Here is a 25,267-nt window from a genome sequence, read left to right as displayed (position 1 = left end):
CGGAGACCCCCATGGACTTTGACTACTCCCCCAAGACCAAGGACCTGCAGGCCAAGCTGCTGCAGTTCATGGACGAGCACATCTATCCCAACGAGGCTGCGTACAAGAATGAACTGGCCGCGAACACGGCCGCGGGCAAGCGCTGGTCGGCCCTGTCCACCATCGAGAACCTGAAACCCAAGGCCCAGGCCGCCGGCTTGTGGAACCTGTTCCTGCCGGTGGACAGCGCGGCCGCATCGGGCTACGAAGGTGCGGGCCTGACCAACCAGGAATACGCCCCCCTGGCCGAGGTCATGGGCCGCGTGCCATGGGCCAGCGAGGTGTTCAACTGCTCCGCACCCGACACGGGCAACATGGAGACCATTGCCCGCTATGGCGACGAGGCCAACAAGGCGCGCTGGCTCAAGCCGCTGCTGGAAGGCAAGATCCGCTCGGCCTTCGCCATGACCGAACCCGAGGTGGCTTCGAGCGACGCCACCAACATCGAGACCCGCATCGAGCGCCAGGGCGACGAATACGTGATCAACGGCCGCAAGTGGTGGATCTCTGGCGCGGCCGACCCGCGCTGCGCCGTGTTCATTACCATGGGCAAGACCGACCCCGAAGCCCCCAAGCACTCGCAGCAGAGCATGGTGCTGGTACCGGCCGATGCCAAGGGCATCAACATCATCCGCCCGCTCAACGTGTTCGGCTACGACGATGCGCCCCACGGCCATGTGGAGATGACCTTCGACAACGTGCGCGTGCCGGTCTCCAACATCCTCTTGGGCGAGGGCCGCGGCTTCGAGATCGCTCAGGGTCGCCTGGGCCCCGGCCGCATCCACCACTGCATGCGCCTGATCGGTCTGGCCGAACGCGCGCTGGAGCTGATGTGCAAGCGCGCCTCCTCGCGCGTGGCCTTCGGAAAGAGCGTGGCCCAGCAGACCGTGACGCAGGAGCGCATTGCCGAAGCCCGCTGCAAGATCGACATGGCCCGTTTGCTGACCCTGAAGGCCGCGTGGCTCATGGACGTGGCCGGCAACAAGGTGGCCAAGACCGAGATCGCGATGATCAAGGTCGTGGCCCCGAGCATGGCCTGCCAGGTGATCGACTGGGCCATGCAGGTGCATGGTGGCGGCGGCATGTGCGACGACTTCCCGCTGGCGTATGCCTACGCCGGCGCGCGCACCCTGCGCTTTGCCGACGGCCCGGACGAGGTGCACCGCAATGCCATCGCCAAGTGGGAGCTGGGCAAGTACGGTGCCTACGGCCGCGATGCCGGCGTGCCCGTGACGCGCGGCAGTTGAAGCCAGTCCCCGGCCCCGGGGGATGCCCCGGTCAGCGCCCCCGTTCGCTGGTGATCTCGGCCCCTTCGCGCAGGGCCTTGGTCACCGGCGTGTTGACCACCACTTCCAGCAGGCGCTCCCACTGCGTGTCGCTCAGCGCCTGGTCCGAATGCAACACGCGGTGGATGTGCAGCCGGCCTTCCTCGTCCCTGGTCAAGGCCAGCTCGGCCCGGAACTCGCCGAGGTTCCAGCCCTTGCGCTCGGCATACATGCGCAGCGTGATGGCCGTGCAGGCCGACAGGGCCGCTAGGTAGTAGTCGAACGGCGCCGGGCCCTGCCCTTGCCCGCCCAGCGCCTTCGGCTCGTCCGTGACGAGATCGAAATGGCCCGCGCGGACCTTGTGGACGTAGTTGGCGTCGCCCGACACCACCGAGGCCGATGCGATTTTCGTCATGCCTGTGCCCCTTGGGATGCAGCGAGCGACGAGGCAATGCGCACCTCGCCGGTCAGCAGCTTGTGCACCGGGCAGGCATTGGCCACCTGCAGCAGGCGCTGGCGTTGCTCATCGTTCAGAGCACCCGACAGGGTGATGGTGCGCGTGATATCGGTGCCGCTGGCGGGCGCGCCACCGGGGTTGAGCTGCAATGCCACCTCCACGCCCGACAAGGGCCATTGCTTGCGCGCAGCAAACATCTGCAGCGTGATGACGGTGCAGGCGCCCAGGCTGGAAAGCAGCAGGTGGAACGGGGACGGGCCGGCATCGGCGCCGCCCAGGTCGGCAGGCTCGTCGCCCAGCCAGGTGTGACCGGCCTCATCGACCAGGGTCACGGTGTACGGTATGGTCCCGCCGATGGCGCGGACAGAGGGTGTGCTCATTCAGGTTCTCGCAAGCTCGGCGCCCATGCGCCGATGGCCTGCGATCATAGGAGACCCGGGTCAGGTCTGCGGCGGCGGTGCCGGCAGGTTCTGCGCCGCCGCCTGGGCGGCCGTCACCAGCACGGTGCGCGCATGGGCAATCTCGGCCAGGGTGCGCCGGGTGTGTTCGGTGCGCAGGTAGACATGGCCGCGCGCCAGCATCAGCACCATGGGGGTTTCGGACCTCAACGCCCCCTGTTCGCCCTCCACCGCATTGAGCAGAGCCGACACCAGGTGCGCATGGACCCAATGCTCGGCATGCTCGCTGCGCTCGGCCACCACCGCGAAATGGCGCCGGAACGAGCTGGGCAGCTCGGGCCAGGACACCTCGTCGAACATGGACAGCCAGCGCATCTCTTCGGGCATGCGCGCATCCACGCTGGTCTGCAGGTTGTCGGTGATGGCGTTGTAGGCGTGGCGCTCCAGCGCATCGCGCAGCGGGCGGTTGAGCACCAGCACGGCGGCATCGGGGTCGGCCTTCACGTCGGCGCGTCCGCGCAGCTCCAGGCCCAGGATGTAATCGCGCGTGGAGGCACCGCACTCCAGCCGCCAGGGGTGGCCCAGGATCTCGCCGCCCACGTCGAAATGGCCGGGCGCAGCCTGCGCCACGCTGGACAGCTGCTGGTCGGCGATCCAGCGTGCCAGTTGCGGGCCGGTCACGGGCTGGTTGGAGGACAGGCCGTCGGCGGCATCGGACGGCGCTCCGGCAAAGGCCTGGCGGATGCGATCAAACATGGTGTTCACAAGCCCGAAGGCTTCGATGGAGTCGCGGATGCGCCATTATTGGCACAAACCGCTACGATTGGGGGGCACCATGACCACGCTTGCCCCGACCGATTCTGTCCTTCGTGAAATTTTGGCGGTTTCGGCCGCGCAGCCGGCCATCCCGGCCGGCCTGCTGCGGCGCCGCACCCTGCTGGCCAGTGCCGGCCTGTTGCTGGGCGCGGCAGCCTGGGCGCCTGCGGCACGGGCTGCAGCTTCGTGGGAGCGCGCCGGCGCCAGCCTGGACGCACAGCGCCTGGTGCGCTGGGTGGCCGCCACAGGCAACCACCAGGGCATGCCCTTTGCCGTGATCGACAAGCCGGCGGCCACCATCCATGTGTTCGGCCCCGGCGGGGACCATGCCGGCAGCGCGCCGGTGCTGCTGGGTTCGGCCCTGGGCGACCACTCGGCACCCGGCATCGGCCAGAAGCCGCTGTCGCAGGTTCGCCCGCACGAGCGCACCACGCCGGCCGGCCGCTTCGTGAGCGAGCCCGGCAGCAACCTGCAGGGCCATGACATCGTGTGGATCGACTATGAGGCCGCCGTATCGCTGCACCGCGTGCGCGGCGCCCCGGTCGAGCGCCGCGTGCAGCGCCTGGCCAGCCCGGTGCTGGCCGAGCGGCGCATCAGCAATGGCTGCGTGAATGCGCCCACGGCGTTCTACAACCGCCATATCGCGCCCTGGCTGGGGCGCGAGGCGGGTGTAGTCTATGTGCTGCCCGATTCGGAGCCGTTCGCCGCCTTCTTCCCCGCGGCGGATGCGGCCTACCCGCAGGCCCGGCTACCGTCCTGAAGCGAGCCGGAACGCCGGCCGCCGCGTTCCCACCTCACGCCCCCGGGCATTGACGATGCGCGCCGAGCGCCGAGGCGCCAGCGCCTCGCGCTGCGCTTCGCTGAGCCAACCGAGCTGGTCCATCACCTCCACGGCGGCCGCCACCTGCGCAAGCATGCTGCCGTCCATGACCTTCAAGGCAAAGGCCTCGCCCCGGCTGCGGCTGCCGACCACCTGCACGCCATCGGCCCCGGTCTTGGAGACCCAATCCCCGCCACCCACACGCATGAAGTCGAGGTCGTGCCGCCCGGTGCCCGAGCCCAGCTCGGGCCGCGCCACCATGGCATCGACCAGCGCCGTGAGGCTCTCGTCGAGTTCGGTGTCCGGCGCACCACCAGCCAGGCGCGCATAGCCCCGCGCCAGATTCGCCAGCGGCAATGCGTAATTGGGGGCGGAGCAACCGTCCGTACCGGCGGCCAGATCGCCCGGCTGCAGGCCCACGGCCTGGGCCACGCGCTCCCGTATCGCCACCTGCAGCGGATGGCCGGGGTCCAGATGGTCATCGAGCGGCAGCCCCTGCTGCACACAGTAGGCCACGAAGCCCGCATGCTTGCCGCTGCAGTTGTTGTGGCGCTCGTCGGGCGCGAAGTCCGCAGGCAACGACCCGAGCCCCAGCTCGGCAAACAGCGGCCGGTGGCAGCCGCAACGCAGCGCGTGGTAGTCCTTGTCCACGCTGGCGAGCATGCGCTCGACCTGGGCCACGTGCATAGGCTCGCCGTTGTGGCTGGCGCACAGCAGCGCCAGGTCGGCCGGCCCCCAGCCCAGGGCCTTGGCGCCGCCCGAGAGCATGAAGGGCAGCGCCTGGAAGGCCTTGATGGTGGAGCGCGTGAACACCACCGCCTCCGGGTCGCCCACCTGGGCGAGCAGCTTGCCATCTCGGTTGGCCACGGCCACTGCACCCCAGTGCTGGCACTCGACCAGGCCACCCCGGGTGACTTCGATCAACGGTACGAAACCCATGGGAATCCTTTGTCTCAAGGCGCAGGCGCAAGCGTCAGGGAGTGGGCGAAGCGCGCCGGCTCGCGCTGCAGCAGACGGTTGCCCGCACCGGCCCAGGCCGTGGCCATGTCGCGGTAGCGTGGCGAGAACACCAGGCCGCTCTGCCCCGTCTGGTAGATGAAGGTCGACTGCTCCAGGTCCGCTAGGTCGTAGATGGCGCGCAGCGATGCCGCATGGCGGTTGGCAAAGGGCGCCTTGGCGTCGCCTGGGTTGTACTGGCCTACGTTGACCGTGTACGAGTCGCCGTTGGATGGCACGCTCACATCGAAGTACCGCGCCAGCGCTGCCACATTGCCGAAGGGCCGGTGGCCGCTCACGGCCGGATGCGCATCGCCCCAGCGCCAGGCGGCAGGCTCGGCGCCGTAGGCGGCCTGCAGGCGGTCGAGCGCACGGCCCAGGGCCGCAGCCGACTGCTCGGCACAGGTGGAGGGCTGGCACCACCAGGTATCGTTGCGTGCCAGCATGCCCTCCAGGCCGGCGCGGTAGTCGCGCTTGCCATAGGTGGCGGCAAAGCGCGCCTCGCCGATGCGCGGAACGACCAGGCCACGCACCAGTTCGTCGGTCCACGCGGCCATGATCAGCGGCGCCGCGCGGCGCGCGTCCATCACGCCGTCGAACTCCTTGAGCAGGGCCTGGGCCTTGGCTGCCAGCGGGTGGCTGGACTGCGCCTGCTGCAGGTAGGGCAGCAGGTGGCGTGCGGCCAGCGACGCCGTGTCGAGCTGGATGGCCTGCAGGCTCGCGGCCGTGTGCTTGGGGCGGGCCTCGATCAGCTCGGCGATGCGCTCGTAGCGGTAGGGCAGCGCCCAGTCCTGCGTCAGGTAGTGCGGGTAGCCAGGCGCCGTCACGCGCTGGTTGGCGGTGGCGATCCAGCCCTTTTCACCCTCGTCCTGCGGGGTCTGGTCCAGCGGCAGCCAGCCCTTCCAGTCGTAGCGTGCATCCCAGCCGGGCGAAGGCGCCACGCCGCGGATGTCGTTGTCCGGCGCACGCACGGGCACGCGGCCCATGGCCTGGAAGCGGATGCGCCCGCTCACATCGGCCGCCAGCACGCTCTGCATGGGCGAGTGGTAGCTCGCAAAACCCGCGAACAGGCTCTCCACCGACGTCGCCTGGTTGGCCATGAGGCCGGCCAGCACGGTCTGGTTGTCGGCGTCCAGCGCGGTCCAGCGCAGGGCCAGCACGTATTTCTGCAGGTCCAGCACCTCGGCATGCGACTTCTGCGCATCGCTGAGCACGGGGCCATGGCGCGTGCTGCGCAGCGCCAGCTCCACGTCGGGCTTGCCCTTGACGCGGAACACCTCCTTGCGCACCTCGAAGGGCGCCCAGCCCTCGGGCGTGCGGTACTGCGCAGGGTCTGCAGGGTTGATCTGCTCCAGGAACAGGTCCTGCACATCCGGGTTGGTGTTGGTGAAGGCCCAGGCCACCTGGGCCGTGCGGCCCAGCACCACGAAGGGCAGGCCCGGCAAGGTGGCACCCACGGCGTCGATGGCAGCGATGGGCGAGCCATCGGATGCCTTGCCCGCCGGCGCCTTCAGGCCGGCAAAGTACCAGATGGCAGGCGCGCTCAGTGACAGGTGCGGGTCATTGGCCAGCAGCGGCTTGCCGCTTTCGGTCCGCGATCCGGCGACGACCCAGTTGTTGCTGCCCTTGCCCTCGTTGGTGCCGGCGTTGCGCGCGAACTCCTCGGCCCAGGCCAGCATACCGGCGCCGACCTGGCGCGAGAAGGCGCTGCCGCCCTGCCCTGCTGCGGCATCGGGCCCTCTGGCCTGCAGCGCGGCACCGCGCGCCAGGCCGGCGCTGGGCGCCGCCGCAGCGGCATCGCTGCGGTACACACCCCAGTGCCGGTACAGGGTGGCCAGGTCGGCCGTGGCAGCCGGCGGCTCGCCAGGGTACGGCGGCATCAACTGCCACAGGCGCTCGGTATCGAGCGAGCGCGCCACGGACAGGCGCGCGAACTCATTGCCCCAGTTGCCGCCCAGGTCCAGCGCCATCATCAGCGCCCAACCCACGCTGTCCTCGGGCTCCCACACCGCGCCTGTATCGCCGCCGGGCTTGGCGCCCAGCACCAGGAACTCGGGTGGCAGGGCCTGCGGCCGGTTCTTGTGGAAGGCGTGGATGCCCTGGCTGTAGGCCTGCAGCGCCTCGCGCGCGTACAGGGGCAGCCCGGCGTACTGCTTGCGCGCAGTGCCCACGACGTCGAGCGAGCGCATGAGCTTGTCGGTCTCCAGCGTGGCTTCGCCGAACACCTCGGAGAGCTGGCCGTGCATCACGCGGCGGTTGAACTCCAGCTGCCAGGTGCGCTCCTGCGCGTGCACATAGCCCACGGCAAACCAGGCGTCCTGCGGACTTTGCGCACTGACATGGGTGACATCCGCCGCATCGCGCTGCACCTTCACCCCCTGGCCCAGGCCCGGCACCTGGAGCTTGCCATCCACCACCGCAAAGGTCCGCTGCACATAGATGGCGGCCCCCGCCCCCACCAGCAAAGCCCCGGCCACCAGGGCCACGGCCGTCTTCTTGATCCACGCCATATCGTTCTGTCCTGTCTTGTCTCGGTCTAGTCGCCGGGCATTGTGTCAGAACGTGTCAGCGCTGCGCCAATTCAGATTGGCCTTATACCGGTTTTCGACAACGCTACGCGCCAGCCCAGCCCTCGGCAACTGGCGCACCCCAAGCCAGTGCCCCCGCGCAAGGGCCGCCCCGCCGCGAAGGCAGCGTGTCCAGCGCTTGCGCTGGGGGCGTCCCCCTCCCGACTCGCGCAGCGAGGCGAGAGAGGGGCTGAGGGCCGCGGCTCCAAGCCTGCCTGCGCAGGCTTGGACGTGCCCGAAGAGCCACCGCCTCTGGCGGTGGCACCGAGGCGCGAAGCGACTCAGGGGGTCAGCCCAAATGCACGCTGGCACCGACGACCTGGAAGTGCATCTTGGGCGCCGTGGGCTCGCTGAACGACACGCCCAGCGCGATCTCCCCCGTGCCGTGCAGGATGCAGGCATCGCGGCGCAGGCGCACGGGCGAGTCGCTGCCCTCGAAGCGCACCCAGGTGCCAAAGCTGCTCATGTCGGTGAGCACGAAGCCGCTGTTGCGCCAGTCGATGCGCGCGTGCAGGCGCGACACCCGGGGGTCGTTGATGCGCAACTGCATCTCGGTGGCCCGGCCCACGTGCACCGGGGCATCGGCCGAGCTGAACGACAGGTCCACCCCATGCCAGGAGAACTGGATCTGCCCCAGGATGGAATCCACCGGCGAGAAATTGCTGACCAGCGCCGACTGCATGGTCAGCGACTCGGGCTCCTCGTCCAGGCGCCATTCCACCTGGTAGAGCATCAGGGTCTCGGCCTTGCCACGGATCTCCATCACCCCGAGCTTGCGGTACCAGACCGAGGCCGCCGCGCCGGCCAGCAGCACGGCGGTTTCAGTAGCCCAGATCTCGGACGGACCGGCCCGTTCGCACAGGCGCGAGGCCACGTTCACGGCGTCGCCATAGCAGTCGCCGTCGACCTCCACCACCTCGCCGCTGGCCACGCCCACGCGGATGTCCATGCGCAGGGGATGGGGCCAGCGGTCCAGCCGCGTGAGGTGCTTGCGCTGCATCTCGGCCACGGCCGAAACGGCGCCCGCAGCATCGCCGAAAATGCCCAGCACGCCATCGCCCAGCTTCTTGACGACGCGGCCCGCATTGCCTTCGATGGTGTCGGCAATCCACTGGGTGAGCTGCGTCACGGCTTCGGTGGCGCGCTCGTTTCCCAGCGTCTCGTACAGAGAGGTGCTGCCCGAGATATCGGCAAAGACCACCGTCGAGAGAACTGTCATGGGCACGGGACCGCAGGTAACATCATGTGACCCAGTTTAGTTCAAGCGCCTGCAGTGTGCATGGCGCCCGTGTCACCCTCAGGGCCGGGCTGCAGCATGGGGCAAATCCCTTTGGAGCGCGTGCACCCCGACGGTCCCATGCGGGCCCCTTGCATGCCCCCTCTTCCCCTATTCGCAAGGCCGGCAGCGCCTTCCCAGCCCTTGTCGGCGCAGGGCGCCGAGAGCCGAAGCACCGGGCATGACTTCTGCTTAATCCTTTTCTACTAGATTCAAAAAAGCATCGAAAACTTGCAATTGTTTGCAAAAAGCTATGAAGGCCTGTTGGCTTTCTGCAAAAAAAGGGAGTGGCCCCCTTGCATTTGCGAAGGCGGCCACTTAACTTGAGCCCTGTTACCTCTTTATGGTGCAAAACCATTCCATGCGCTGGAACAAACCCACTGTCCGCGGCAGCAGCCTGCACGGCCTCATTGGCCGTGATGCGCCTGCATCGACGGCCTGGGTGCGTGACCAGCAGCTGGAAGAGGTGCGCCGCGCCATGATCCGCAGCCTCTCGGGCTTCTCCGGCTGCGAGGTGGCACGCATGAACATCCGCCTGCGCTATGCCGGCGACATCGAGGCCCTGTGGTACCTGCGCAGCGACCTGCAGAGCACCCTGGCCCCGCTGCAGGGCGAGCCCGTTGCCAAAAACGTCATAGACGAAGTGACACTCCTGTTCCAGGGCCTGTTGCCGCGCGCCGTGGGCGCGCCCGCTCGCGCACCGCTCTCCTGAACGCTGAGGGCGGCAGCTGCCACAGCGCCTCGCCCTGCGAGGCCTACAGATGCCCCCAATAGATCAAGGCATCGCGCTCCTCCACCGACAACGACACCGTCGCTCCCACGGGCAGCAGCACCTTGGTCTCCACGTGGCCGAACGGCAGGTTGGTGAGCACCGGGGCCTTGATCTGCGTGCGCAGCCAGTCCACCACCGACTGCAGCTTGTAGCCCTTGTCGTGCGGCACCAGCTTGTACTGGTTGAACTGGCCCAGCACCACGGCCTTTTGCTGCGCCAGCACGCCGGCATGCAGCAGTTGGGTCAGCAGGCGCTCGATGCGGTAGGGGTGCTCGTTCACGTCTTCGAGGAACAGGATGCCGCCCTTCACGCTGGGCAGGTAGGGCGTACCCACCAGCGACGCCAGCACGGCCAGGTTGCCGCCCCAGAGCTGGGCGCTCTTCACATAGATGTCGGGCACGGCCGGCTTGCCGGTGGTGGCATGGGGCTTTTCGCGGTGCATGCGCCAGCCCGTGCCCTCGCCGTGGCCGGTGAGCAGGTCGTCGAAGCAGGCCTCCATGATGTCGTCGGGCTCGCTCGCCACGCCAAAGTCGGCGCCCAGGGCCGGGCCGGACCAGCTGATCGCACCGGTCTGCGCCAGCAGCGCGTTCTGGAAGGCCGTGAAATCGCTCAGGCCGACGAACTTCATGCCCTGGCCGATGGCCTTGGCCACCGCCTTGTAGCGGATGCCCGGCAGGATGCGCGACAGCCCGTAACCGCCGCGCGAGATCAGCGCCACATCGGCACCGCTGGCCGCTGCCCGGTGGATGGCGGCCAGGCGGGTGGCGTCGTCGCCAGCAAAGCGGGTGTGGCTGGCCAGGGCGTCCACATCCACCTCGACCTCGTGGCCCAGGGCCTTGAGGCGGGCAATGCCGCGCTTGAAGGCCGCCTTGTCGCGCACGGCGCTCGACGGCGAGTAGATGTAGATGTGCTTGGGACCATGGTCATGGCCGCAATCGCCATGGTGGTCGTGATGGTGGTGGTGGTCGTGATCGTTGTGCAAAGCGTTCAGGCGCCGGTGCGGGCCTGCTCCGAATAGGGATGCGGTGCCGCTGGCGGGCCGCGAAAAAGGCGGCGCTGGCGTGCGGTCAGGGCCTGAAGTATTCCACAGCCCGCTCGGCAATGCCCCGGCCATGCTCCTGCACGAAGTGCCCGGCCAGGGGCAAAACCACCGGTTCGGGGCAGTTACGGATGTCCTTTTGCAGTGCCTGCATGGTCGCCATGCCCAGCACCGGGTCCTGCGCGCCCACCACCATCAGGCTCTCGCCCTGCCACTGCTGGCGCCAGAAATCGCGCGCCTGGCGCGACAGTGCGGCACCCGGATCGTTGGGCCCGGCCGGCACGCGCTCGGGAAAGGCGCGCAGCGCCGCGCGGTAGCCCTTGCCGGGAAACGGCGCATCGTAGGCCGCGCACTCGGCCGGCGACAGCTGCGGGTTGCCCCGCGCGAGCAGCCGGCCCACGCCGTAGAGCGGCTTGTCGCGGCACATGGCGCGCCAGTCCACGAAGCCCTGGGGCAGCGGCACGTCGCCCGTGGCGAGCAAGGTGTTCATCACCAGCAGGCCGCCGAAGCGCTCCGGGCAGTCCATGGGCAGGGTCAGGCCCAGGATGCCGCCCCAGTCCTGCACCACCAGCACCGTGCGCTGCAGGTCCAGCCGCTCCAGCAGTTCCAGCAGCACCTGGCGGTGCCATTCGAAGCGGTGGGCGGCCTCTTTCTTGGGCTTGTCGCTCTTGCCAAAGCCGATCAGATCGGGTGCCACCACGCGGTCGCCCGCCGCCAGCCACACGGGCAGCATGTGGCGGTACAGGTAGCTCCAGGCCGGGTTGCCGTGCAGGCACAACCAGGTGCGCGGCGCGTCCTCGGGGCCTTCATCCAGATAGTGCAGGCGCAGACCCGCCAGGCTGGGCAGATCGCTCACATAGCGGGGTGCCCAGGGGTAGCCGGGCAGGTCTGCAAAGGCGGCATCGGGCGTGCGCAAGGCGTCGTCGCGCAAGGGGTGGCGCGCCAGGGCCTCGGCCCGCTGCTGGCTGCGCCGCGCGCCAAAGAAGCCCGTGAGCAGCGCACTGCACTCATGGGCCAACACCCCGCCCTGCACGGCCGTCTGGTGGTTGATGGCCGTGTGGGCAAACAGGTCGAGCACCGAGCCTGCGGCTCCCGTCCTGGGCTCCACGGCGCCATAGACCACGCGGGCCAGGCGTGCGTGCAGCATGGCCCCGCTGCACATGGCGCAGGGCTCCAGCGTGACATAGAGCGTGCAGCCATCGAGCCGGTAATTGCCCAGCCGCTGTGCCGCCGCACGCAAGGCGACGATTTCGGCATGGGCAGTCGGGTCGTTGGCCTGCACGGGGGCATTGCGGCCCGTGGCGACCACCTGCCCGTCTTTGACGACCACGGCCCCCACAGGCACTTCGCCTGCCTCGGCGGCGGCGCGCGCCTCGGCCAGCGCCAGGCGCATGCCGTCTTCGTCGGTCAGCACAGCGGGCATCGCCAGAATCACTTGTCGGCGTCGGGCAGGCTTTGCGCACGCTGCTTCATGATGTCATCAAGCTGCTGCTGGACCTGCTGCTGCACCTGCTGGCTCTGCTGCTGCACATTGCCCGTGGGGTTGATCACCGGCACCGACGCTCCGGTACCCGGGATGGGGGCCTGCTGCAATGCAGCCGCTGGCGCGCGCGTGGACGACAGCTGCTTCTTGGCCACCAGACCCACGATGGCCAGTACAAGGACCAGCCCGACCAAACCGAACAACCCACGCATGCCTTGCTCCCAGATACTGTGCAGCCCTGCACTGTAAACCGGGATGCCTCAGTGCGTCATGGGCAAGGCCGCCCCCATCAATCCGAACAGCGCACCGCAGGAACGGTTGAACTTGCGCCCCGTACGCTGCAGCCAGGGCCGGATGCGGTGCGCCAGGCTGGCCAGGCCAAACTCCACCAGGCATTCGACGATGGCGAACGTGCCGGCCATGACCACGAACTGCAGCCACAGGTCGCGCCCCGGCGTGATGAACTGCGGCAAAAAGGCACCGTAGAACAACAGCACCTTGGGGTTGGAAATGGCGGCCAGCAGCCCCTGGCGGAACAGCCTGCCGCCCGTGGCCGTGGGCTGCCCTGCGGCACTGGGCAAGGCCTGCAGCTGCATGGCCGGAGCACGCCACAGCTGGATGCCCAGCCACACCAGGTAGGCGCCGCCCACCCACTTCATCACCGTGAGCGCATGGGCAGACGACTGCAGCAGCGCCCCAATGCCCAGCATGGACAGCCCGATCAGGGCCGCAAAGCCCAGCGCCCCGCCCGCAATGGTCCACAGCGTGCGCGCCCGCCCGTGCAGGGCGCCATGGGCCAGCACCAGCAGGCTGTTGGGGCCCGGGGTCAGCGACAGGCCGATGACCGCCAGCAGATACACCAGCCAGATTTTCAGTTCCATTGCAGCACCGTCTCTTGAAGCATGGCCTGCAGTCTAGGCGGGCGAGGCGACACGCACAGCATCCAATTTGGCTAATATAAATACTAAATTGGACACCCCGCATGAGCACCACCCTGCCCAGCCCCGATGTGCGCCTGCTGCTGATGCCGCTGCCCGACTTCGCCCTGCTGCCGTTTGGCGCCTTTCTGGACAAGCTGCGCTTTTCGGCCGACGACGAGGACCGCAGCCGCCAGCGCTACTGCGCGTGGACTCTGCTCGGCATCGACGCCGCCCCCGTGATCACCAGCAGCGGCGTGCAGGTGGGCATGGACACCTCGGTCGAGGCCGTGGACCTCTCGGCCTTCGACTATTTGGTGGTCTTTGGCAGCCGCACGGTAAGGGCTTCGCGTGCATACGCCGACGCCTATGGCCCGGTATTGCGCAAGGCGGCGGCACACGGCCTGCCGCTGGTGGCCATCGACAACGCGAGCTTTCTGCTGGCCGAGGCGGGCCTGCTCCGGGGCCACCGCGTGGCCCTGCACTGGCGCCATGTGGCCGAGTTCCGAGAGGCCTTTCCGCGCATCGCGGTGGCCAGCGAACAGATCTATTGCTTTGACCGCGACCGCATCACCTGCGCGGGCGGCACGGCCGCCATCGACATGGCGGTGGAGCTGCTCTCGCGCCACTGCGGCCGTGTGCGGGCCTTCAAGGGCCTGGCCGACATGCTGGTGGACGCGCCCCGCCACCAGGGGCACCAACTGCAGTCCATGGAGGGCACCGGGCCCGACCTGGGCCGCCACCTGGCGCGCGCGGTGGCGCTGATGCGCAGCTCCCTGGCCGACGGCCTGACCGTGGCCGAGCTGGCTGAGCGCATCGGCATCGGCCGCCGTCAGCTCGACCGGCTGTTCGCCGAGCACATGGGCATGAGCGCCCACGACCACTGGACGAAGATGCGCATGGAGCACGCGCACTGGCGCGTGACCCACTCGCACCACAGCCTGGCAGCCATTGCCGACGAAGTGGGCCTGGGCAACGCCAGCAGCCTGGCGCGGCTGTTCCGCAAGCACTACGGCACCAGCCCTGGCGCATTGCGCGCCGGGCGGGCCAGAACCGAGCCCTGAAGGATCAGTTCAAGGCCACGCGGCTGCCGTCCTTGTAGGTGTAGAGCGTCACGGCGGGCGTGGTCAGCTCGCCCTTGTTGGTGAAGGCGATGTTCGCCGTCACGCCCTTGTACTCGGTCTTGGCGATGAAGGGGATGTAGACCTTGGGGTCCACGGAATTGGCGCGCTTCATCGCATCGGCCAGCACCATGGCGGCATCGTAGGCGTAGGGGCTGTAGATCTGGAACTGGCCTGGGAACTTGGCGTCGTAGCGCTTCTTCCAGTCGGCGCCGCCCTGCATCTTGGCGACCGAGGCACCGCCCGTGGCGCAGGTCACGTTCTTGAGGGCAGGCGTCTTGCCCGCCAGTTCGGGCAGCTTTTCGGTGCACAGCGCGTCGCCGCCGAAGAACTTCACGTTGCCCAGGCCCAGCTGCTCCATCTGGCGCAGCATGGGGCCGGCCTGGGCATCGAGGCCGCCGTAGAAGATGGCGTCGGGCTTCTTGTTCTTGATGGCGGTGAGGATGGCCATGAAGTCCGTGGCCTTGTCGGTGGTGAACTCCTCGCCCACCACCGTGAGGCCCTTTTGCTGCGCCGTGGCCTTGAACACCGAGGCCACGCCCTGGCCATAGGCCGTGCGGTCGTCGATGATGGCCACGGACTTGAGTTTCAGGTGGTCGGCCGAGAAGATGGCCAGCGCCGCGCCCAGGGCACTGTCGTTGGCGATCAGGCGGTAGGTGGTCTTGTAGCCGGGCTTGGTCAGGTCGGGGTTGGTGGCGGCGGCCGTGATGTGCGGCACACCGCACTTGTCGTACACCGCGGCGGCGGGGATGGAGGTGCCCGACTGCAGGTGGCCCACCACGCCAGCGACCTTCTGGTCGCACAGCTTCTGCGCCACGGCCGTGGCCTGGCGAGGGTCACCGGCGTCGTCTTCGGCGGCGATCTCGAACTTGATCTTTTTGCCACCGATCACCAGGTTCTGCGCGTTCAGGTCATCCAGCGCCAGGCGCACGCCGTTCTCGGTGTCCTTGCCGATGTGGGCAATGCCGCCCGACAGCGGGCCCGCATGGGCGATCTTGACGACCTGCACCTCTTGCGCCAGGGCGGCAGTGGAGGCCAGGGCAGCGGCGGCAGCAGCGATCAGGGACAGGGAAAAGCGCGAACGGGAAGCAAAGAACACGGACAAGTCTCCAGAATGAACGAAAAATAAACCGACCAACCCATGGCAACCCCCTCACGGGAACGGGGGCGAGCACCCACGGCCGGCCAAGGTGCGGGCATCCTAACCCGCCGCGGGTACACCAGACTTGCACAACAGAATTGCATACAGTATTAGTTGATCTAATTGGTGGTTCACTTCCCTCGGAAACGCCGGGCCTGGGATAATCGAAGGCTATGTCCCTCCTGCCCCACCAGCTCGAACTGCTTGCGCCCGCGCGCGACGCAGACATCGGCATCGAAGCCATCAACCACGGTGCCGACGCCGTCTACATCGGCGGCCCGGCCTTCGGCGCGCGCGTGGGCGCGGGCAACGACATCCGCGACCTGGAGCGCCTGGTCAAACACGCCCATCGCTTCAACAGCCGCATCTTCATCACGCTCAACACCATCCTGCGCGACGACGAACTCGAAGACGCACGCAAGATGGCCTGGCAGGTCTACGAGGCCGGGGCCGATGCACTGATCATCCAGGACATGGGCCTGCTCGAAATCGACATGCCGCCCATCCAGCTGCATGCCAGCACGCAGACCGACATCCGCACGCCCGAGAAGGCGCGCTTTCTGCAGGACGCTGGGCTGTCGCAGATCGTGCTGGCGCGCGAGCTCACGGTGCAGCAGATAGCGGCCGTGCACAAGGCCCTGGGCCCGGTGGATGCACCGGGGCGCGCCAACATCGAGTTCTTCATCCACGGCGCGCTGTGCGTGGCCTACAGCGGACAGTGCAACATCAGCCATGCACAGACCGGGCGCAGCGCCAACCGCGGCGACTGCAGCCAGGCCTGCCGCCTGCCCTACCAGGTGACCGATGCGCAGGGCCGCTTCATCGCGCACGACAAGCACGTGCTCAGCATGAAGGACAACAACCAGAGCGACAACATGCGCGCGCTGATCGATGCCGGCGTGCGCAGCTTCAAGATCGAAGGCCGCTACAAGGACATGGGCTACGTGAAGAACATCACGGCCCACTACCGCACCATCATCGACGGCATCATGGAAGAGCGCGAGGCCTCAGGCCACCCGCTGTCGCGCTCGTCGAGCGGGCGCACCACCTTCACCTTCACGCCCGACCCGCTGCAGAACTTCAACCGCGAGTTCACCGACTACTTCGTCACCGGCCGCAAGCAGGACATCGGCGCCTTCGACACGCCCAAGAACCCCGGCCAGGCCATCGGCTGGGTGACCAAGGTGGGTGCCGATTTCGTGGAACTGGAAGTGAGCAGCCCCGAGACCGTGCTGCACAACGGCGACGGCCTGTGCTACTACGACCTGCACAAGGAACTGGTGGGCATGGCCATCAACCGGGCCGAGCCCGTATCGCCGCGCAGCACCACCCAGTGGCGCGTGTTCCCCAAGGACCCGATGGAGGGCTTCAAGGACCTGCGCAAGGGCACCGAGATCAACCGCAACCGCGACATGGACTGGGTGCGCACGCTGGACAAGAAGTCGAGCGACCGCCGCATCGGCCTGTGGGCCTACCTGTCGGAGACACCCACCGGCTTTGCCCTCACGCTGACCGACGAGGACGGCTTTGCCGGCGGCGCGCAGCTCGACCATGCCCACCAGCCCGCCACCGACGCCGCCAAGGCCGAGGCCAGCCTGCGCGAGCACCTGGCCCGCTTCGGCGCCACCATCTTCGCGGTGAACGATGTGGGCCTGCAGCTCTCGCAGCCCTGGTTCATCCCCGCATCGGCCGTCAACGCCCTGCGCCGCGATGCGCTGGCCGACCTGGAGGCCAACCGCGCCAAGGGCTTCCTGCGCCTGCAGCGCGCGACCCCGGTGGAGCCCCCGGCCCCCTACCCCGAGGACACGCTGAGCTTTCTGGGCAACGTGTTCAACCACAAGGCGCACGACTTCTACGTGCGCCACGGCGTGAAGGTGATCGATGCGACCTACGAGGCGCACGAGGAAGAAGGCGAAGTCAGCCTCATGATCACCAAGCACTGTGTGCGCTTCTCGATGAGCCTGTGCCCCAAACAGGCCAAGGGCGTGACCGGCGTGCAGGGCACCATCAAGGCCGAGCCGCTGATGCTCATCAACGGCAAGGAAAAGCTGACCCTGCGCTTTGACTGCAAGCCCTGCGAGATGCATGTGGTGGGCAAGATCAAGCGCCAGGTGCTCAACCAGGCGCGCGAGACGCCGATGAGCTTCTACCGCACCCGGCCCCAGCGCACCAGCTGAGCGGGCGCGCCGGCCGGCCATCGCTGGCCGCATAAGCACATACGAAACGATTCGATCTGCCTCTGAAGGGGCGATGGAAGAATGGTTCGGGCACTCCGCCAAGGTGCCTGGCCCTTCGTACCAACCCCTTCCAGAGACAAGCCCCTCATGCAGATCGAAACCCTCGCTGTCCACGCTGGCTACAGCCCCGACCCCACCACAAAGGCCGTCGCCGTGCCCGTCTACCAGACGGTGGCCTATGCCTTCGACAGCGCCCAGCATGGCGCCGACCTGTTCGACCTCAAGGTGCCGGGCAATATCTACACCCGCATCATGAACCCGACCAACGATGTGCTGGAAAAGCGCATTGCGGCGCTCGAAGGCGGCATCGCCGCGCTGGCCGTCGCATCGGGCATGGCGGCCATCACCTACGCCATCCAGACCATTGCAGAGGCAGGGGACAACATCGTCTCCGCGAGCACTTTGTACGGAGGTACGTACAACCTGTTTGCCCACACCCTGCCCCAGCAGGGCATCACCACGCGCTTTGCCGACCCGCGCGACCCGGCCAGCTTCGCCCAGCACATCGACGCTCGCACCAAGGCCATCTTCATCGAATCCATCGGCAACCCGCTGGGCAATGTGACCGACATCGCGGCCCTGGCCAAGGTCGCCCACGACCATGGCGTGCCGCTGATCGTGGACAACACCGTGCCCACCCCTTACCTGCTGCGCCCCATCGAGCACGGGGCCGACATCGTGGTGCACTCGCTCACCAAGTACCTGGGCGGCCATGGCAACAGCGTGGGCGGTGCCATCGTGGACAGCGGCAAGTTCCCATGGGCCCAGCACAAAGAGCGCTTCCCGCGCCTGAACGAGCCCGACGTGAGCTACCATGGCGTGGTCTACACCGAGGCCTTGGGCCCCGCGGCCTTCATCGGCCGTGCCCGCGTCGTGCCGCTGCGCAACACAGGTGCCGCGCTGGCACCGCAGAACGCCTTCCTGATCCTGCAAGGCATCGAGACCCTGGCCCTGCGCCTGGACCGCATCTGCGACAACACCCTGGCCATTGCCGAATACCTGCAGGCCCACCCCAAGGTCGAATGGGTGCGCTATGCCGGCCTGCCCGACCACCCGGACCATGCGCTCGTCAAACGCCAATTGGGCGGGCGCGCCTCGGGCATCCTGAGCTTCGGCGTGAAGAACAGCGATGCCGATCCGCGTGCGGCGGGGGCGCGTTTCCTCGATGCATTGCAACTGTTCACCCGCCTGGTGAACATCGGCGATGCGAAGTCACTGGCGACGCACCCCGCATCGACCACGCACCGCCAGCTCAACCCCGAGGAGTTGGCCAAGGCAGGGGTGAGCGAAGGGATGGTGCGGCTGTCGGTGGGGATTGAACACATCGATGACCTGAAGGCGGACTTGGAGCAGGCCCTGGGCAAGGTCTGACGCCCTGCCTCCTGCGCCTTACAGGTCGCGCGCCAGGCGCACGCCGGAGAATTGCCACCGCGCAGTCGCCGGAAAGAAGTTGCGGTAGGTGGCGCGCGAATGCCCTGCCGGCGTGGCGCACGAGCCGCCGCGCAGTACATACTGGTTGACCATGAACTTGCCGTTGTACTCGCCCACTGCGCCCTCTGCCGTGCGAAAGCCGGGGTACGGGGCGTAACTCGACTGGGTCCACTGCCAGGCATCGCCGAACATCTGCACCAGGCCCGGGCCTTCGGCCGCACCAGGGTGTAACAACGCACCAGGGCCATCGGCAAGGTGGCCCTGCGCGGGCTGGCGCGCAGCGGCGCATTCCCATTCGGCCTCGGTGGGCAGGCGGGCGCCAGCCCAGCGGGCGTAGGCGTCGGCTTCGTAGTACGACAGGTGCACCGCAGGCAGTGCGCTGGCCAGGGGCACGAGGCCGGCCAGCGTGAACTCATGCCAGGCATCTTCACCCGCCCCTTCGCGGTGCCAGTAGATCGGTTGTGTGAGCCCCTGTGCGGTGCGCCAGTCCCAGCCTTCGGCCAGCCACAGTGCGGGGTTGCGGTAGCCGCCGTCTTCGACAAAGGCCGCGTACTCGCCATTGCTCACCAGGCGCGATGCGATGGCATGGGGCTGCACGTACACCCGGTGGCGCGGCAGTTCGTTGTCGAAGGCGAAGCTGCCGTCGCCGGCATGGCCGATCTCCATTACACCGCCATCGCTCTCAAGCCAGGCCAGGGACTGGGCTGCCCCGCTGCCGCTCGCCGGCCGCGGGCCGTGGTAAGCCGGGAACAGGGGGTTGCACGAGAGCAGGTGTTTGATGTCGGTCACCAGCAGTTCCTGGTGCTGCTGCTCATGGTGCAGGCCCAGCTCGACCAGGGCATGGAGTTTGGCGTCGTCGGCGCGTTGGGCCAGCAGGCGCTGCACGCGCCCATCCACGTGGGCGCGGTAGGCCAGCACTTCGGCCAACGCGGGGCGCGTGAGCAGGCCGCGCTGCGGGCGCGGGTGCTTGGCTCCCACACCGTTGTAATAGGAGTTGAAGAGCACGCGGAACGCGGGGTGGAACGGTGCAAACCCGGCCTCGTGCGGCTCCAGCACAAAGGTCTCGAAGAACCAGGTGGTGTGCGCCAGGTGCCACTTGGCAGGGCTGGCGTCGGGCATGGACTGGGCGCTGGCGTCTTCGGGCGACAAGGGGGCGACCAGCTCTACCGAGCACTGGCGCACGGCGGCATAGTCAGCGGCGGTGGGAGGCGCGGCCATCCGCGCAGTGTGCCCCAGCGGCGCTGCGCGCGCACGCACCGGAACCACCGGGCCTTCAAGGCTGCGCATGGACCACGGCAAACCAGTCGCGCGAATCGGTCCAGGCCCGGGCACGCGAGAAACCCGCGCGCGCCAGCAGGTCGGTGAAGGCGGGCAGCGTGTACTTGTAGCTGTTCTCGGTGTGGATGCACTCTCCGGCCGCAAAGTCGCGCACGCCGCCGCCGGGCCAGCGCACCTGCAGCGGCGACATGGCCTGCAGGTGCATCTCGATGCGCGAATGCAGGGTGTTGAAGAAGGCCAGGTGGCGCCACTGCGCAGGGTCGAAGTTGCTGCCGATGAGGCGGTTCACATGCGTGAGCACATTGAGGTTGAAGGCCGCGGTGACACCCGCCGCATCATCGTACGCGGCCTCGAGCACGTCCACCTCCTTGGGCATGTCAATGCCGATCAGCAGGCCACCATCAGCACCAGGCTCGCCCTCGCCGTCCACGAGTTCGCGCATCTGTTCGAGCAGCATCAGCGCGTGCGGCGGGTCGAAGTTGCCGATGGACGAGCCGGGGTAGAACACCAGGCGCCCGGTGCCCGGTATGTCGGCCGGCAGGGTCACGCCGCGCGTCATGTCGGCGCCCACGGCATGGGCCTGCATGTGCGGGAATTCCTCGCGCATGCGGGCCACGGCGCCCTGCAGAAAGTCGGCCGAGATGTCCACGCCCACAAAGCAGGCCGGCGCCAGCGTGCGGCACAGAGCGCGCGCCTTCTCGCAGTTGCCCGCGCCCAGCTCGATCAGCGTGCGGCCCTGGCCCACGGCGGCAGCGATCTCGGTCGCATGCTGTTGCATGACGGCATGCTCGGTGCGCGTGGGGTAGTACTCGGGCAGCCGGGTGATGGACTCGAACAGCTCCGAGCCGAGCTGGTCATAGAAGAACTTGGGCGAGATGGTGGCGGGCTGCTGCAGCAGGCCGCCGGTGATCTCGTCGAACACCGATTGCTCTGCCAGTGCCTGGGCGGCCACTGGCACGGCGGCGCTCTCCGCTTCAGAGGCCAGGCCCTCGAAGGCTTCGAAGGCCAGGTGGGGTGGCTTGGCATTCCAGGCCGCCTGGCGCGGCGCGCCCCGGGTTGGAAGCAAGGGCGAGGGATTGTGCAGGAATGCTTGGGCCATGGGTCGCAAGGTTAGCGGGGGGTGGGAGCCCCCCGGGTAGGACGAACGCCCGTGTGCCTCGCCTGGCAGGTACCAGGCTGCACAGCACCGCGGGCAGCGAGCAGACAGCATGCGCCCGCAACCCGCCGGGCAGCCACCGTGCCCATGCCTGTCATCGAGCCAAGCCACAATCATGGGCCCCCGGCGCTGGCACCGCAAGCCCTGTTGGGGCTGGCCCGTATTTCGCTTGCAGACGGGGTTTTGCCGCCATCGCCCACCGCCTCCTGACAAGGACACACCGCCCCATGGATTCATTGACCCAGATCGCCCTGGGATCCGCCGTCACCCTCGCCACCATGGGCCGCCGCACCGCTGCGTGGAAAGCCGTCTTCTGGGGCGCCGTGGCCGGCACGCTGCCCGATCTGGATGCCTTCATCGACCATGGCGATGCCATGCTCAACATGGTGCTGCACCGCAGCAGCAGCCATGCCCTGCTGACACTCACACTTTTGTCAGGGCCGCTGGCCTGGCTTGTCGCACGCCTGCATGGCGAAACGCCGCACCTGCTGCGCTGGTGGCTGGCCCTGTGGCTGGCGCTGGTGACCCACCCGCTGCTCGACGCCATGACCATCTACGGCACGCAGCTGCTCTACCCCTACACCCACCACCCCTACGGCGTGGGCAGCGTGTTCATCATCGACCCGCTGTACACCGTGCCCCTGCTCATCGGCGTGCTGGCGGCACTGGTGGCGCGCGGGCGCGATGGCAGGCGCGGCCTGCGCTGGAACGCCTGGGCCCTGGTCTTCAGCACCGCCTACCTGGGCTGGAGCGTGCTGGCACAGCAGCATGTGGAGGGCATTGCACGCGCCTCGCTGCAATCGCAGGGCATTGCAGCCGAGCGCGTGCTGGTGACGCCCGCGCCCTTCTCCACCGTGCTGTGGCGCGTGGTGGCCATGACGCCCACGCACTACCTGGAAGGCTTTCGCTCGCTGGCCGACGGCCAGGACCAGCCCATGCGCTGGACACGCCATGAGCGCGGCGCCAGGCTGTACGCCGCCTACCAGGGCAACGCCCATGTGCAGCGCCTGTCGCGCTTCACCCATGGCTTCTACCGCATGAGCGAGGCGGGCGGGCACATCTACATCACCGACCTGCGCATGGGCATGGAGCCCGCGTACTCGTTCCACTTCGACATCGGCACGCCGCAGCAGGTGCTGGCCGGCACGGCCAAGGCGCGGCAGGAGTGGCAGCGCCCCGACCTGGAGACCGCCCTGCCCTGGCTCTGGCGCCGCATGCTGGCGCTGGACGATGCGCCCCTGCGTCCGGCAGGCACCGCGCCAAAGCCCTCTGCCCCGACCACCCCGGCAGGCTGAGCACGCAGGCAGGCAGTACAGACGGCAGCGCTGGCAGCCGCCGCCTGTATCTTGCCGCGCGGGGCCGCTGCGCATAGAGTGGCCGGTTCACCGACCACCCGAGGCCCCGCCATGCTCCAGATGCGCCCCAGCTGCGAATGCTGCGACAAAGACCTGCCGCCCGACACCACCGAGGCACGCATCTGCACCTTCGAGTGCACCTTCTGCAGCAGTTGCGCGGGCGGTGCGCTGGGCGGCATCTGCCCGAACTGTGGAGGTGAGCTGCTGCAGCGCCCACGCCGGCCAGCGTCCAAGCTCGCAAAGTTCCCCGCGTCGACCGAGCGCGTACACAAGCCGCAAGGCTGCGGGCCGGTGCTGGCATGAACACGACCACCCTCTTCGTTTTCTCGCTCGTGGCCCTGGTGGCCATCGCCACGCCCGGGCCCACGGTGCTGCTGGCGCTGGCCAATGGCTCGCGCTATGGCGTGCGCCGCTCACTGCCAGGCATGCTGGGCGCGGTGGCGTCCGACTTCGTGCTGGTGGGCGCCGTGGCGCTGGGCCTGGGCGCGCTGCTCGCGGCTTCGGAGTTCTGGTTTTCGGTCGTCAAATGGGTGGGGGCCGCCTACCTGGCCTGGCTGGGGCTGCGCCTGCTGCGCTCGCAGGGCGGACTGGACCTGGCGCAGGCCCGGGGCGGCGAAGGGGCCACGGCATGGGATATCTTCGCCAAGTCCTTCCTCGTTGCCGTCACCAACCCCAAGGGCTATCTGTTCTGCTCGGCCCTGCTGCCGCAGTTCATCGACGCCGCTGCGCCGCAATGGCCGCAGTACGCGGCCATTGCGGTGGTGTTCGCAGGGCTGGACTTCGCGGTGATGCTGGCCTATGCCATCACCGGCGCCAAGGCCGTGCAGCTGCTGCGCCGCAGTGCGGTACTTTGGCTGGACCGCTGCTGCGGTGGCGCACTGCTGGCCCTGGCTGGGTCGTTGGCCTTTTATCGCCGCAGCGTTTAGAACCGGTAGCCGAGGCCGATACCAAACAGTACCGGGTCGACCTTGAACGTGCCCGCCTTGGCACCGCCGGCGAACACGTCGGTCTGAATATAGACCTTCTTCACATCCACGTTGAGGTACAGGTTCCTGGACAGCGGAATGTCCACCCCGGCCTGCAGGGCGGCGCCCCAGCTGTTCTTGTCGATGCCCACGCCAGCGGGCAGGTGCACGCTGGAAAAGCGCGTGTAGTTCAGGCCTGCGCCCACATAGGGCTTGAAACCGGGCGCGTCGAAGTGGTACTGCAGCAGCAGCGAGGGTGGCAGGTGCTTGAGTGTGCCGATCTTGCCGCCCAGGGTGCTGGCGCGCACGTCGTGCTTTTGCGGCACCGTGAGGATCAGCTCGGCCGCGATGTTCCTGGTGAAGAAGTAGGAGACATCGACCTCGGGAATGGCCTTGTCATTGACCGACAGGCCCAGGCCGGTCGTGTCCTTGTTGGCGCTGTCCAGGTTCACCACGCGGGCGCGCACCAGCCAGGGGCCTGGGGTTTCCTGCGCGAAAGCGGCGTGGGAGCTCAGGGCGCAACTGGTCACAGCGGCCAGGGCCAGCAGATTCATCTTCTTGTTCATGGGAGCTACTCTCGATGGATGCGTTGAACGGGGACGACCCCCGTGCATGCATTGGGCTCCCGGCGCCCCCATCGCGCCTTGCCACAGATCAACCCATGGGCCGCTAGCGCGGCGCCCCACCGGCGCGATGGCCGGCTTTCGATCTGGGTCAAGAAAAGCTCAGTGCGCGGCCGCACCCTTGCCGCGCATTTTTTGCACGGCAGTCACCACAGCCACCACCAAGCCGCCCGCGACGATGCCCACCACGGCGTTGAGCAGGTTGGAAACCAGGCCGCCCCACAGCGCACCCGCAGGCCAGGTGCCGGCCGCAGCGCCCGCGCCTTCCACGGCATGGTGCAGGGCCGGCACGCCGTGCACCAGGATGCCACCGCCCACCAGGAACATGGCGGCCGTGCCCGCAACGGACAGGAATTTCATGAGCCAGGGGGCCGCATTGATGATGCCCGTGCCCAGGGCCTTGGCCGCCGCGCTGCGCTTGTTGTTGAGCCACAGGCCCAGGTCGTCGAGCTTGACGATGCCGGCCACCAGGCCATAGACGCCCACCGTCATGATGACGGCAATGCCCGTCAGCACAGCCACCTGCTGCGCGAACGAGGCCGTGGCCACCGTGCCCAGCGTGATGGCGATGATCTCGGCCGAGAGGATGAAGTCGGTGCGCACCGCGCCCTTGATCTTGTCCTTCTCGAACGCCACCAGGTCCACGGCCGGGTTGGCGTTGGCCTGGGCGTGGCTTTCGTGCTCGGCAGCGTCCTTGCTGTCGCTGTGCAGGAACTTGTGCGCGATCTTCTCGAAGCCCTCGAAGCACAGGAAGGCGCCGCCGACCATGAGCAGCGGCGTGATGGCCCAGGGCGCGAAGGCACTGATCAGCAGCGCGGCGGGCACCAGGATGGCCTTGTTGACCATCGAACCCTTGGCCACGGCCCAGACCACGGGGATCTCGCGCTCGGCGCGGACACCGGTGACCTGCTGGGCGTTGAGCGCCAGATCGTCTCCCAGCACGCCGGCCGTCTTCTGCGCGGCCACCTTGGTCATGACCGACACATCGTCGGCCATGGCAGCGCTCTTCTTGGCCGCCACCTTGGTCATGACGGCGACATCGTCGAGGATGGTGGCGATGTCGTCCAACAGGGCTAGAAGGCTGCCAGCGGCCATGGAAGGTCCTTGATATACGT

Annotated in this window: 24 protein-coding genes; 9 read left to right on the top strand and 15 right to left on the bottom strand. The window is 68.1% G+C overall.

Features of this window, described 5'->3' with window-relative positions:
* Window positions 1-11: 11 nt before the first annotated feature.
* Complete coding sequence (locus tag AC3WOH_RS13080) at window positions 12-1,286, top strand: acyl-CoA dehydrogenase family protein (RefSeq protein WP_492229752.1); 1,275 nt, start codon at window positions 12-14, stop codon at window positions 1,284-1,286.
* Between the two features lie 31 nt (window positions 1,287-1,317).
* Here the strand turns inward: AC3WOH_RS13080 and AC3WOH_RS13075 are convergent, their stop codons facing one another.
* The 3 genes from AC3WOH_RS13075 to AC3WOH_RS13065 are packed head-to-tail and all read right to left on the bottom strand — an operon-like array spanning window position 1,318 to window position 2,915.
* On the bottom strand, window positions 1,318-1,719 hold the full coding sequence (locus tag AC3WOH_RS13075; RefSeq protein ID WP_492229751.1) for an OsmC family protein: 402 nt from the start codon (window positions 1,717-1,719) through the stop codon (window positions 1,318-1,320).
* Window positions 1,716-2,141, bottom strand: coding sequence for an OsmC family protein (locus AC3WOH_RS13070; protein WP_492229750.1), 426 nt, complete (start codon window positions 2,139-2,141; stop codon window positions 1,716-1,718). Before AC3WOH_RS13070 ends, AC3WOH_RS13075 begins: the two co-directional genes overlap by 4 nt.
* 60 nt (window positions 2,142-2,201) lie before the next feature.
* Window positions 2,202-2,915, bottom strand: coding sequence for a hypothetical protein (locus AC3WOH_RS13065; RefSeq protein ID WP_492229749.1), 714 nt, complete (start codon window positions 2,913-2,915; stop codon window positions 2,202-2,204).
* 79 nt (window positions 2,916-2,994) lie between these two features.
* Between AC3WOH_RS13065 and AC3WOH_RS13060 the strand changes: the two genes are divergently transcribed.
* A complete protein-coding gene (locus AC3WOH_RS13060; protein WP_492229748.1) occupies window positions 2,995-3,735 on the top strand; it encodes a hypothetical protein in 741 nt (246 codons plus the stop codon).
* Here the strand turns inward: AC3WOH_RS13060 and AC3WOH_RS13055 are convergent.
* From AC3WOH_RS13055 to AC3WOH_RS13045, 3 genes are all read right to left on the bottom strand, one after another.
* A complete protein-coding gene (locus AC3WOH_RS13055) occupies window positions 3,724-4,734 on the bottom strand; it encodes an asparaginase (RefSeq protein ID WP_492229747.1) in 1,011 nt (336 codons plus the stop codon). The two genes, AC3WOH_RS13060 and AC3WOH_RS13055, sit on opposite strands and share 12 nt — an antisense overlap.
* A gap of 14 nt (window positions 4,735-4,748) precedes the next feature.
* Complete coding sequence (locus AC3WOH_RS13050) at window positions 4,749-7,301, bottom strand: penicillin acylase family protein (RefSeq protein WP_492229746.1); 2,553 nt, start codon at window positions 7,299-7,301, stop codon at window positions 4,749-4,751.
* Between the two features lie 346 nt (window positions 7,302-7,647).
* The gene (locus AC3WOH_RS13045; RefSeq protein WP_184860859.1) at window positions 7,648-8,577 is read right to left on the bottom strand and encodes an adenylate/guanylate cyclase domain-containing protein; all 930 of its coding nucleotides are present in this window, start codon (window positions 8,575-8,577) and stop codon (window positions 7,648-7,650) included.
* A 418-nt stretch (window positions 8,578-8,995) separates the two neighbouring features.
* On the opposite strand from AC3WOH_RS13045, the gene AC3WOH_RS13040 reads away from it, so the two are divergent.
* Window positions 8,996-9,346 (top strand): hypothetical protein, encoded by a 351-nt coding sequence (locus tag AC3WOH_RS13040; protein WP_184860862.1) that lies wholly within the window; start codon window positions 8,996-8,998, stop codon window positions 9,344-9,346.
* Window positions 9,347-9,389: 43 nt separating this feature from the next.
* On the opposite strand, the gene AC3WOH_RS13035 is transcribed toward AC3WOH_RS13040, so the two are convergent.
* From AC3WOH_RS13035 to AC3WOH_RS13020, 4 genes are all read right to left on the bottom strand, one after another.
* Window positions 9,390-10,388 carry an LD-carboxypeptidase gene (locus AC3WOH_RS13035; RefSeq protein WP_492229745.1) on the bottom strand — a complete coding sequence of 333 codons (999 nt, stop codon included), beginning with the start codon at window positions 10,386-10,388 and terminating at the stop codon, window positions 9,390-9,392.
* An 85-nt stretch (window positions 10,389-10,473) separates the two neighbouring features.
* Window positions 10,474-11,868, bottom strand: coding sequence for a tRNA adenosine(34) deaminase TadA (gene tadA, locus AC3WOH_RS13030; RefSeq protein ID WP_492229744.1), 1,395 nt, complete (start codon window positions 11,866-11,868; stop codon window positions 10,474-10,476).
* An 8-nt stretch (window positions 11,869-11,876) separates the two neighbouring features.
* Window positions 11,877-12,140: a hypothetical protein gene (locus tag AC3WOH_RS13025; protein WP_492229743.1), complete on the bottom strand. Its 264-nt coding sequence runs from the start codon at window positions 12,138-12,140 to the stop codon at window positions 11,877-11,879.
* A 48-nt stretch (window positions 12,141-12,188) separates the two neighbouring features.
* Complete coding sequence (locus AC3WOH_RS13020) at window positions 12,189-12,809, bottom strand: LysE family translocator (RefSeq protein WP_492229742.1); 621 nt, start codon at window positions 12,807-12,809, stop codon at window positions 12,189-12,191.
* 101 nt (window positions 12,810-12,910) lie between these two features.
* Between AC3WOH_RS13020 and AC3WOH_RS13015 the strand changes: the two genes are divergently transcribed.
* The gene (locus tag AC3WOH_RS13015; protein WP_492229741.1) at window positions 12,911-13,909 is read left to right on the top strand and encodes a GlxA family transcriptional regulator; all 999 of its coding nucleotides are present in this window, start codon (window positions 12,911-12,913) and stop codon (window positions 13,907-13,909) included.
* A 4-nt stretch (window positions 13,910-13,913) separates the two neighbouring features.
* Here the strand turns inward: AC3WOH_RS13015 and AC3WOH_RS13010 are convergent, their stop codons facing one another.
* Window positions 13,914-15,065 carry a branched-chain amino acid ABC transporter substrate-binding protein gene (locus AC3WOH_RS13010; protein ID WP_492229740.1) on the bottom strand — a complete coding sequence of 384 codons (1,152 nt, stop codon included), beginning with the start codon at window positions 15,063-15,065 and terminating at the stop codon, window positions 13,914-13,916.
* Window positions 15,066-15,280: 215 nt separating this feature from the next.
* Between AC3WOH_RS13010 and AC3WOH_RS13005 the strand changes: the two genes are divergently transcribed.
* Both AC3WOH_RS13005 and AC3WOH_RS13000 read left to right on the top strand, forming a co-directional pair.
* On the top strand, window positions 15,281-17,284 hold the full coding sequence (locus tag AC3WOH_RS13005) for a peptidase U32 family protein (RefSeq protein ID WP_492229739.1): 2,004 nt from the start codon (window positions 15,281-15,283) through the stop codon (window positions 17,282-17,284).
* Window positions 17,285-17,431: 147 nt separating this feature from the next.
* Window positions 17,432-18,715 (top strand): O-acetylhomoserine aminocarboxypropyltransferase/cysteine synthase family protein, encoded by a 1,284-nt coding sequence (locus tag AC3WOH_RS13000; protein ID WP_492229738.1) that lies wholly within the window; start codon window positions 17,432-17,434, stop codon window positions 18,713-18,715.
* Window positions 18,716-18,733: 18 nt separating this feature from the next.
* Here the strand turns inward: AC3WOH_RS13000 and egtB are convergent, their stop codons facing one another.
* Together egtB and egtD are read right to left on the bottom strand one after the other, a co-directional pair.
* On the bottom strand, window positions 18,734-19,993 hold the full coding sequence (gene egtB, locus AC3WOH_RS12995) for an ergothioneine biosynthesis protein EgtB (protein ID WP_492229785.1): 1,260 nt from the start codon (window positions 19,991-19,993) through the stop codon (window positions 18,734-18,736).
* Window positions 19,994-20,048: 55 nt separating this feature from the next.
* Complete coding sequence (gene egtD, locus AC3WOH_RS12990; RefSeq protein WP_492229784.1) at window positions 20,049-21,005, bottom strand: L-histidine N(alpha)-methyltransferase; 957 nt, start codon at window positions 21,003-21,005, stop codon at window positions 20,049-20,051.
* Between the two features lie 431 nt (window positions 21,006-21,436).
* Between egtD and AC3WOH_RS12985 the strand changes: the two genes are divergently transcribed.
* The 3 genes from AC3WOH_RS12985 to AC3WOH_RS12975 all read left to right on the top strand — a co-directional run bounded on the left by AC3WOH_RS12985 (window position 21,437) and on the right by AC3WOH_RS12975 (window position 23,490).
* Complete coding sequence (locus tag AC3WOH_RS12985; protein WP_492229737.1) at window positions 21,437-22,504, top strand: metal-dependent hydrolase; 1,068 nt, start codon at window positions 21,437-21,439, stop codon at window positions 22,502-22,504.
* Window positions 22,505-22,615: 111 nt separating this feature from the next.
* Window positions 22,616-22,867: a DUF1272 domain-containing protein gene (locus AC3WOH_RS12980; protein ID WP_492229736.1), complete on the top strand. Its 252-nt coding sequence runs from the start codon at window positions 22,616-22,618 to the stop codon at window positions 22,865-22,867.
* Window positions 22,864-23,490 carry a LysE family translocator gene (locus AC3WOH_RS12975; protein ID WP_492229735.1) on the top strand — a complete coding sequence of 209 codons (627 nt, stop codon included), beginning with the start codon at window positions 22,864-22,866 and terminating at the stop codon, window positions 23,488-23,490. Before AC3WOH_RS12980 ends, AC3WOH_RS12975 begins: the two co-directional genes overlap by 4 nt.
* Here the strand turns inward: AC3WOH_RS12975 and AC3WOH_RS12970 are convergent.
* Together AC3WOH_RS12970 and AC3WOH_RS12965 are read right to left on the bottom strand one after the other, a co-directional pair.
* Window positions 23,487-24,095, bottom strand: a complete 609-nt coding sequence (locus AC3WOH_RS12970; protein ID WP_492229734.1) for an OmpW/AlkL family protein — start codon at window positions 24,093-24,095, stop codon at window positions 23,487-23,489. The two genes, AC3WOH_RS12975 and AC3WOH_RS12970, sit on opposite strands and share 4 nt — an antisense overlap.
* A gap of 159 nt (window positions 24,096-24,254) precedes the next feature.
* On the bottom strand, window positions 24,255-25,247 hold the full coding sequence (locus tag AC3WOH_RS12965) for a DUF808 domain-containing protein (protein WP_492229733.1): 993 nt from the start codon (window positions 25,245-25,247) through the stop codon (window positions 24,255-24,257).
* Window positions 25,248-25,267 lie beyond the last annotated feature (20 nt).

This window comes from Acidovorax sp. FW305-C-20-28 (assembly GCF_058783375.1).
This window is presented reverse-complemented; position numbering and strand designations above follow the sequence as displayed.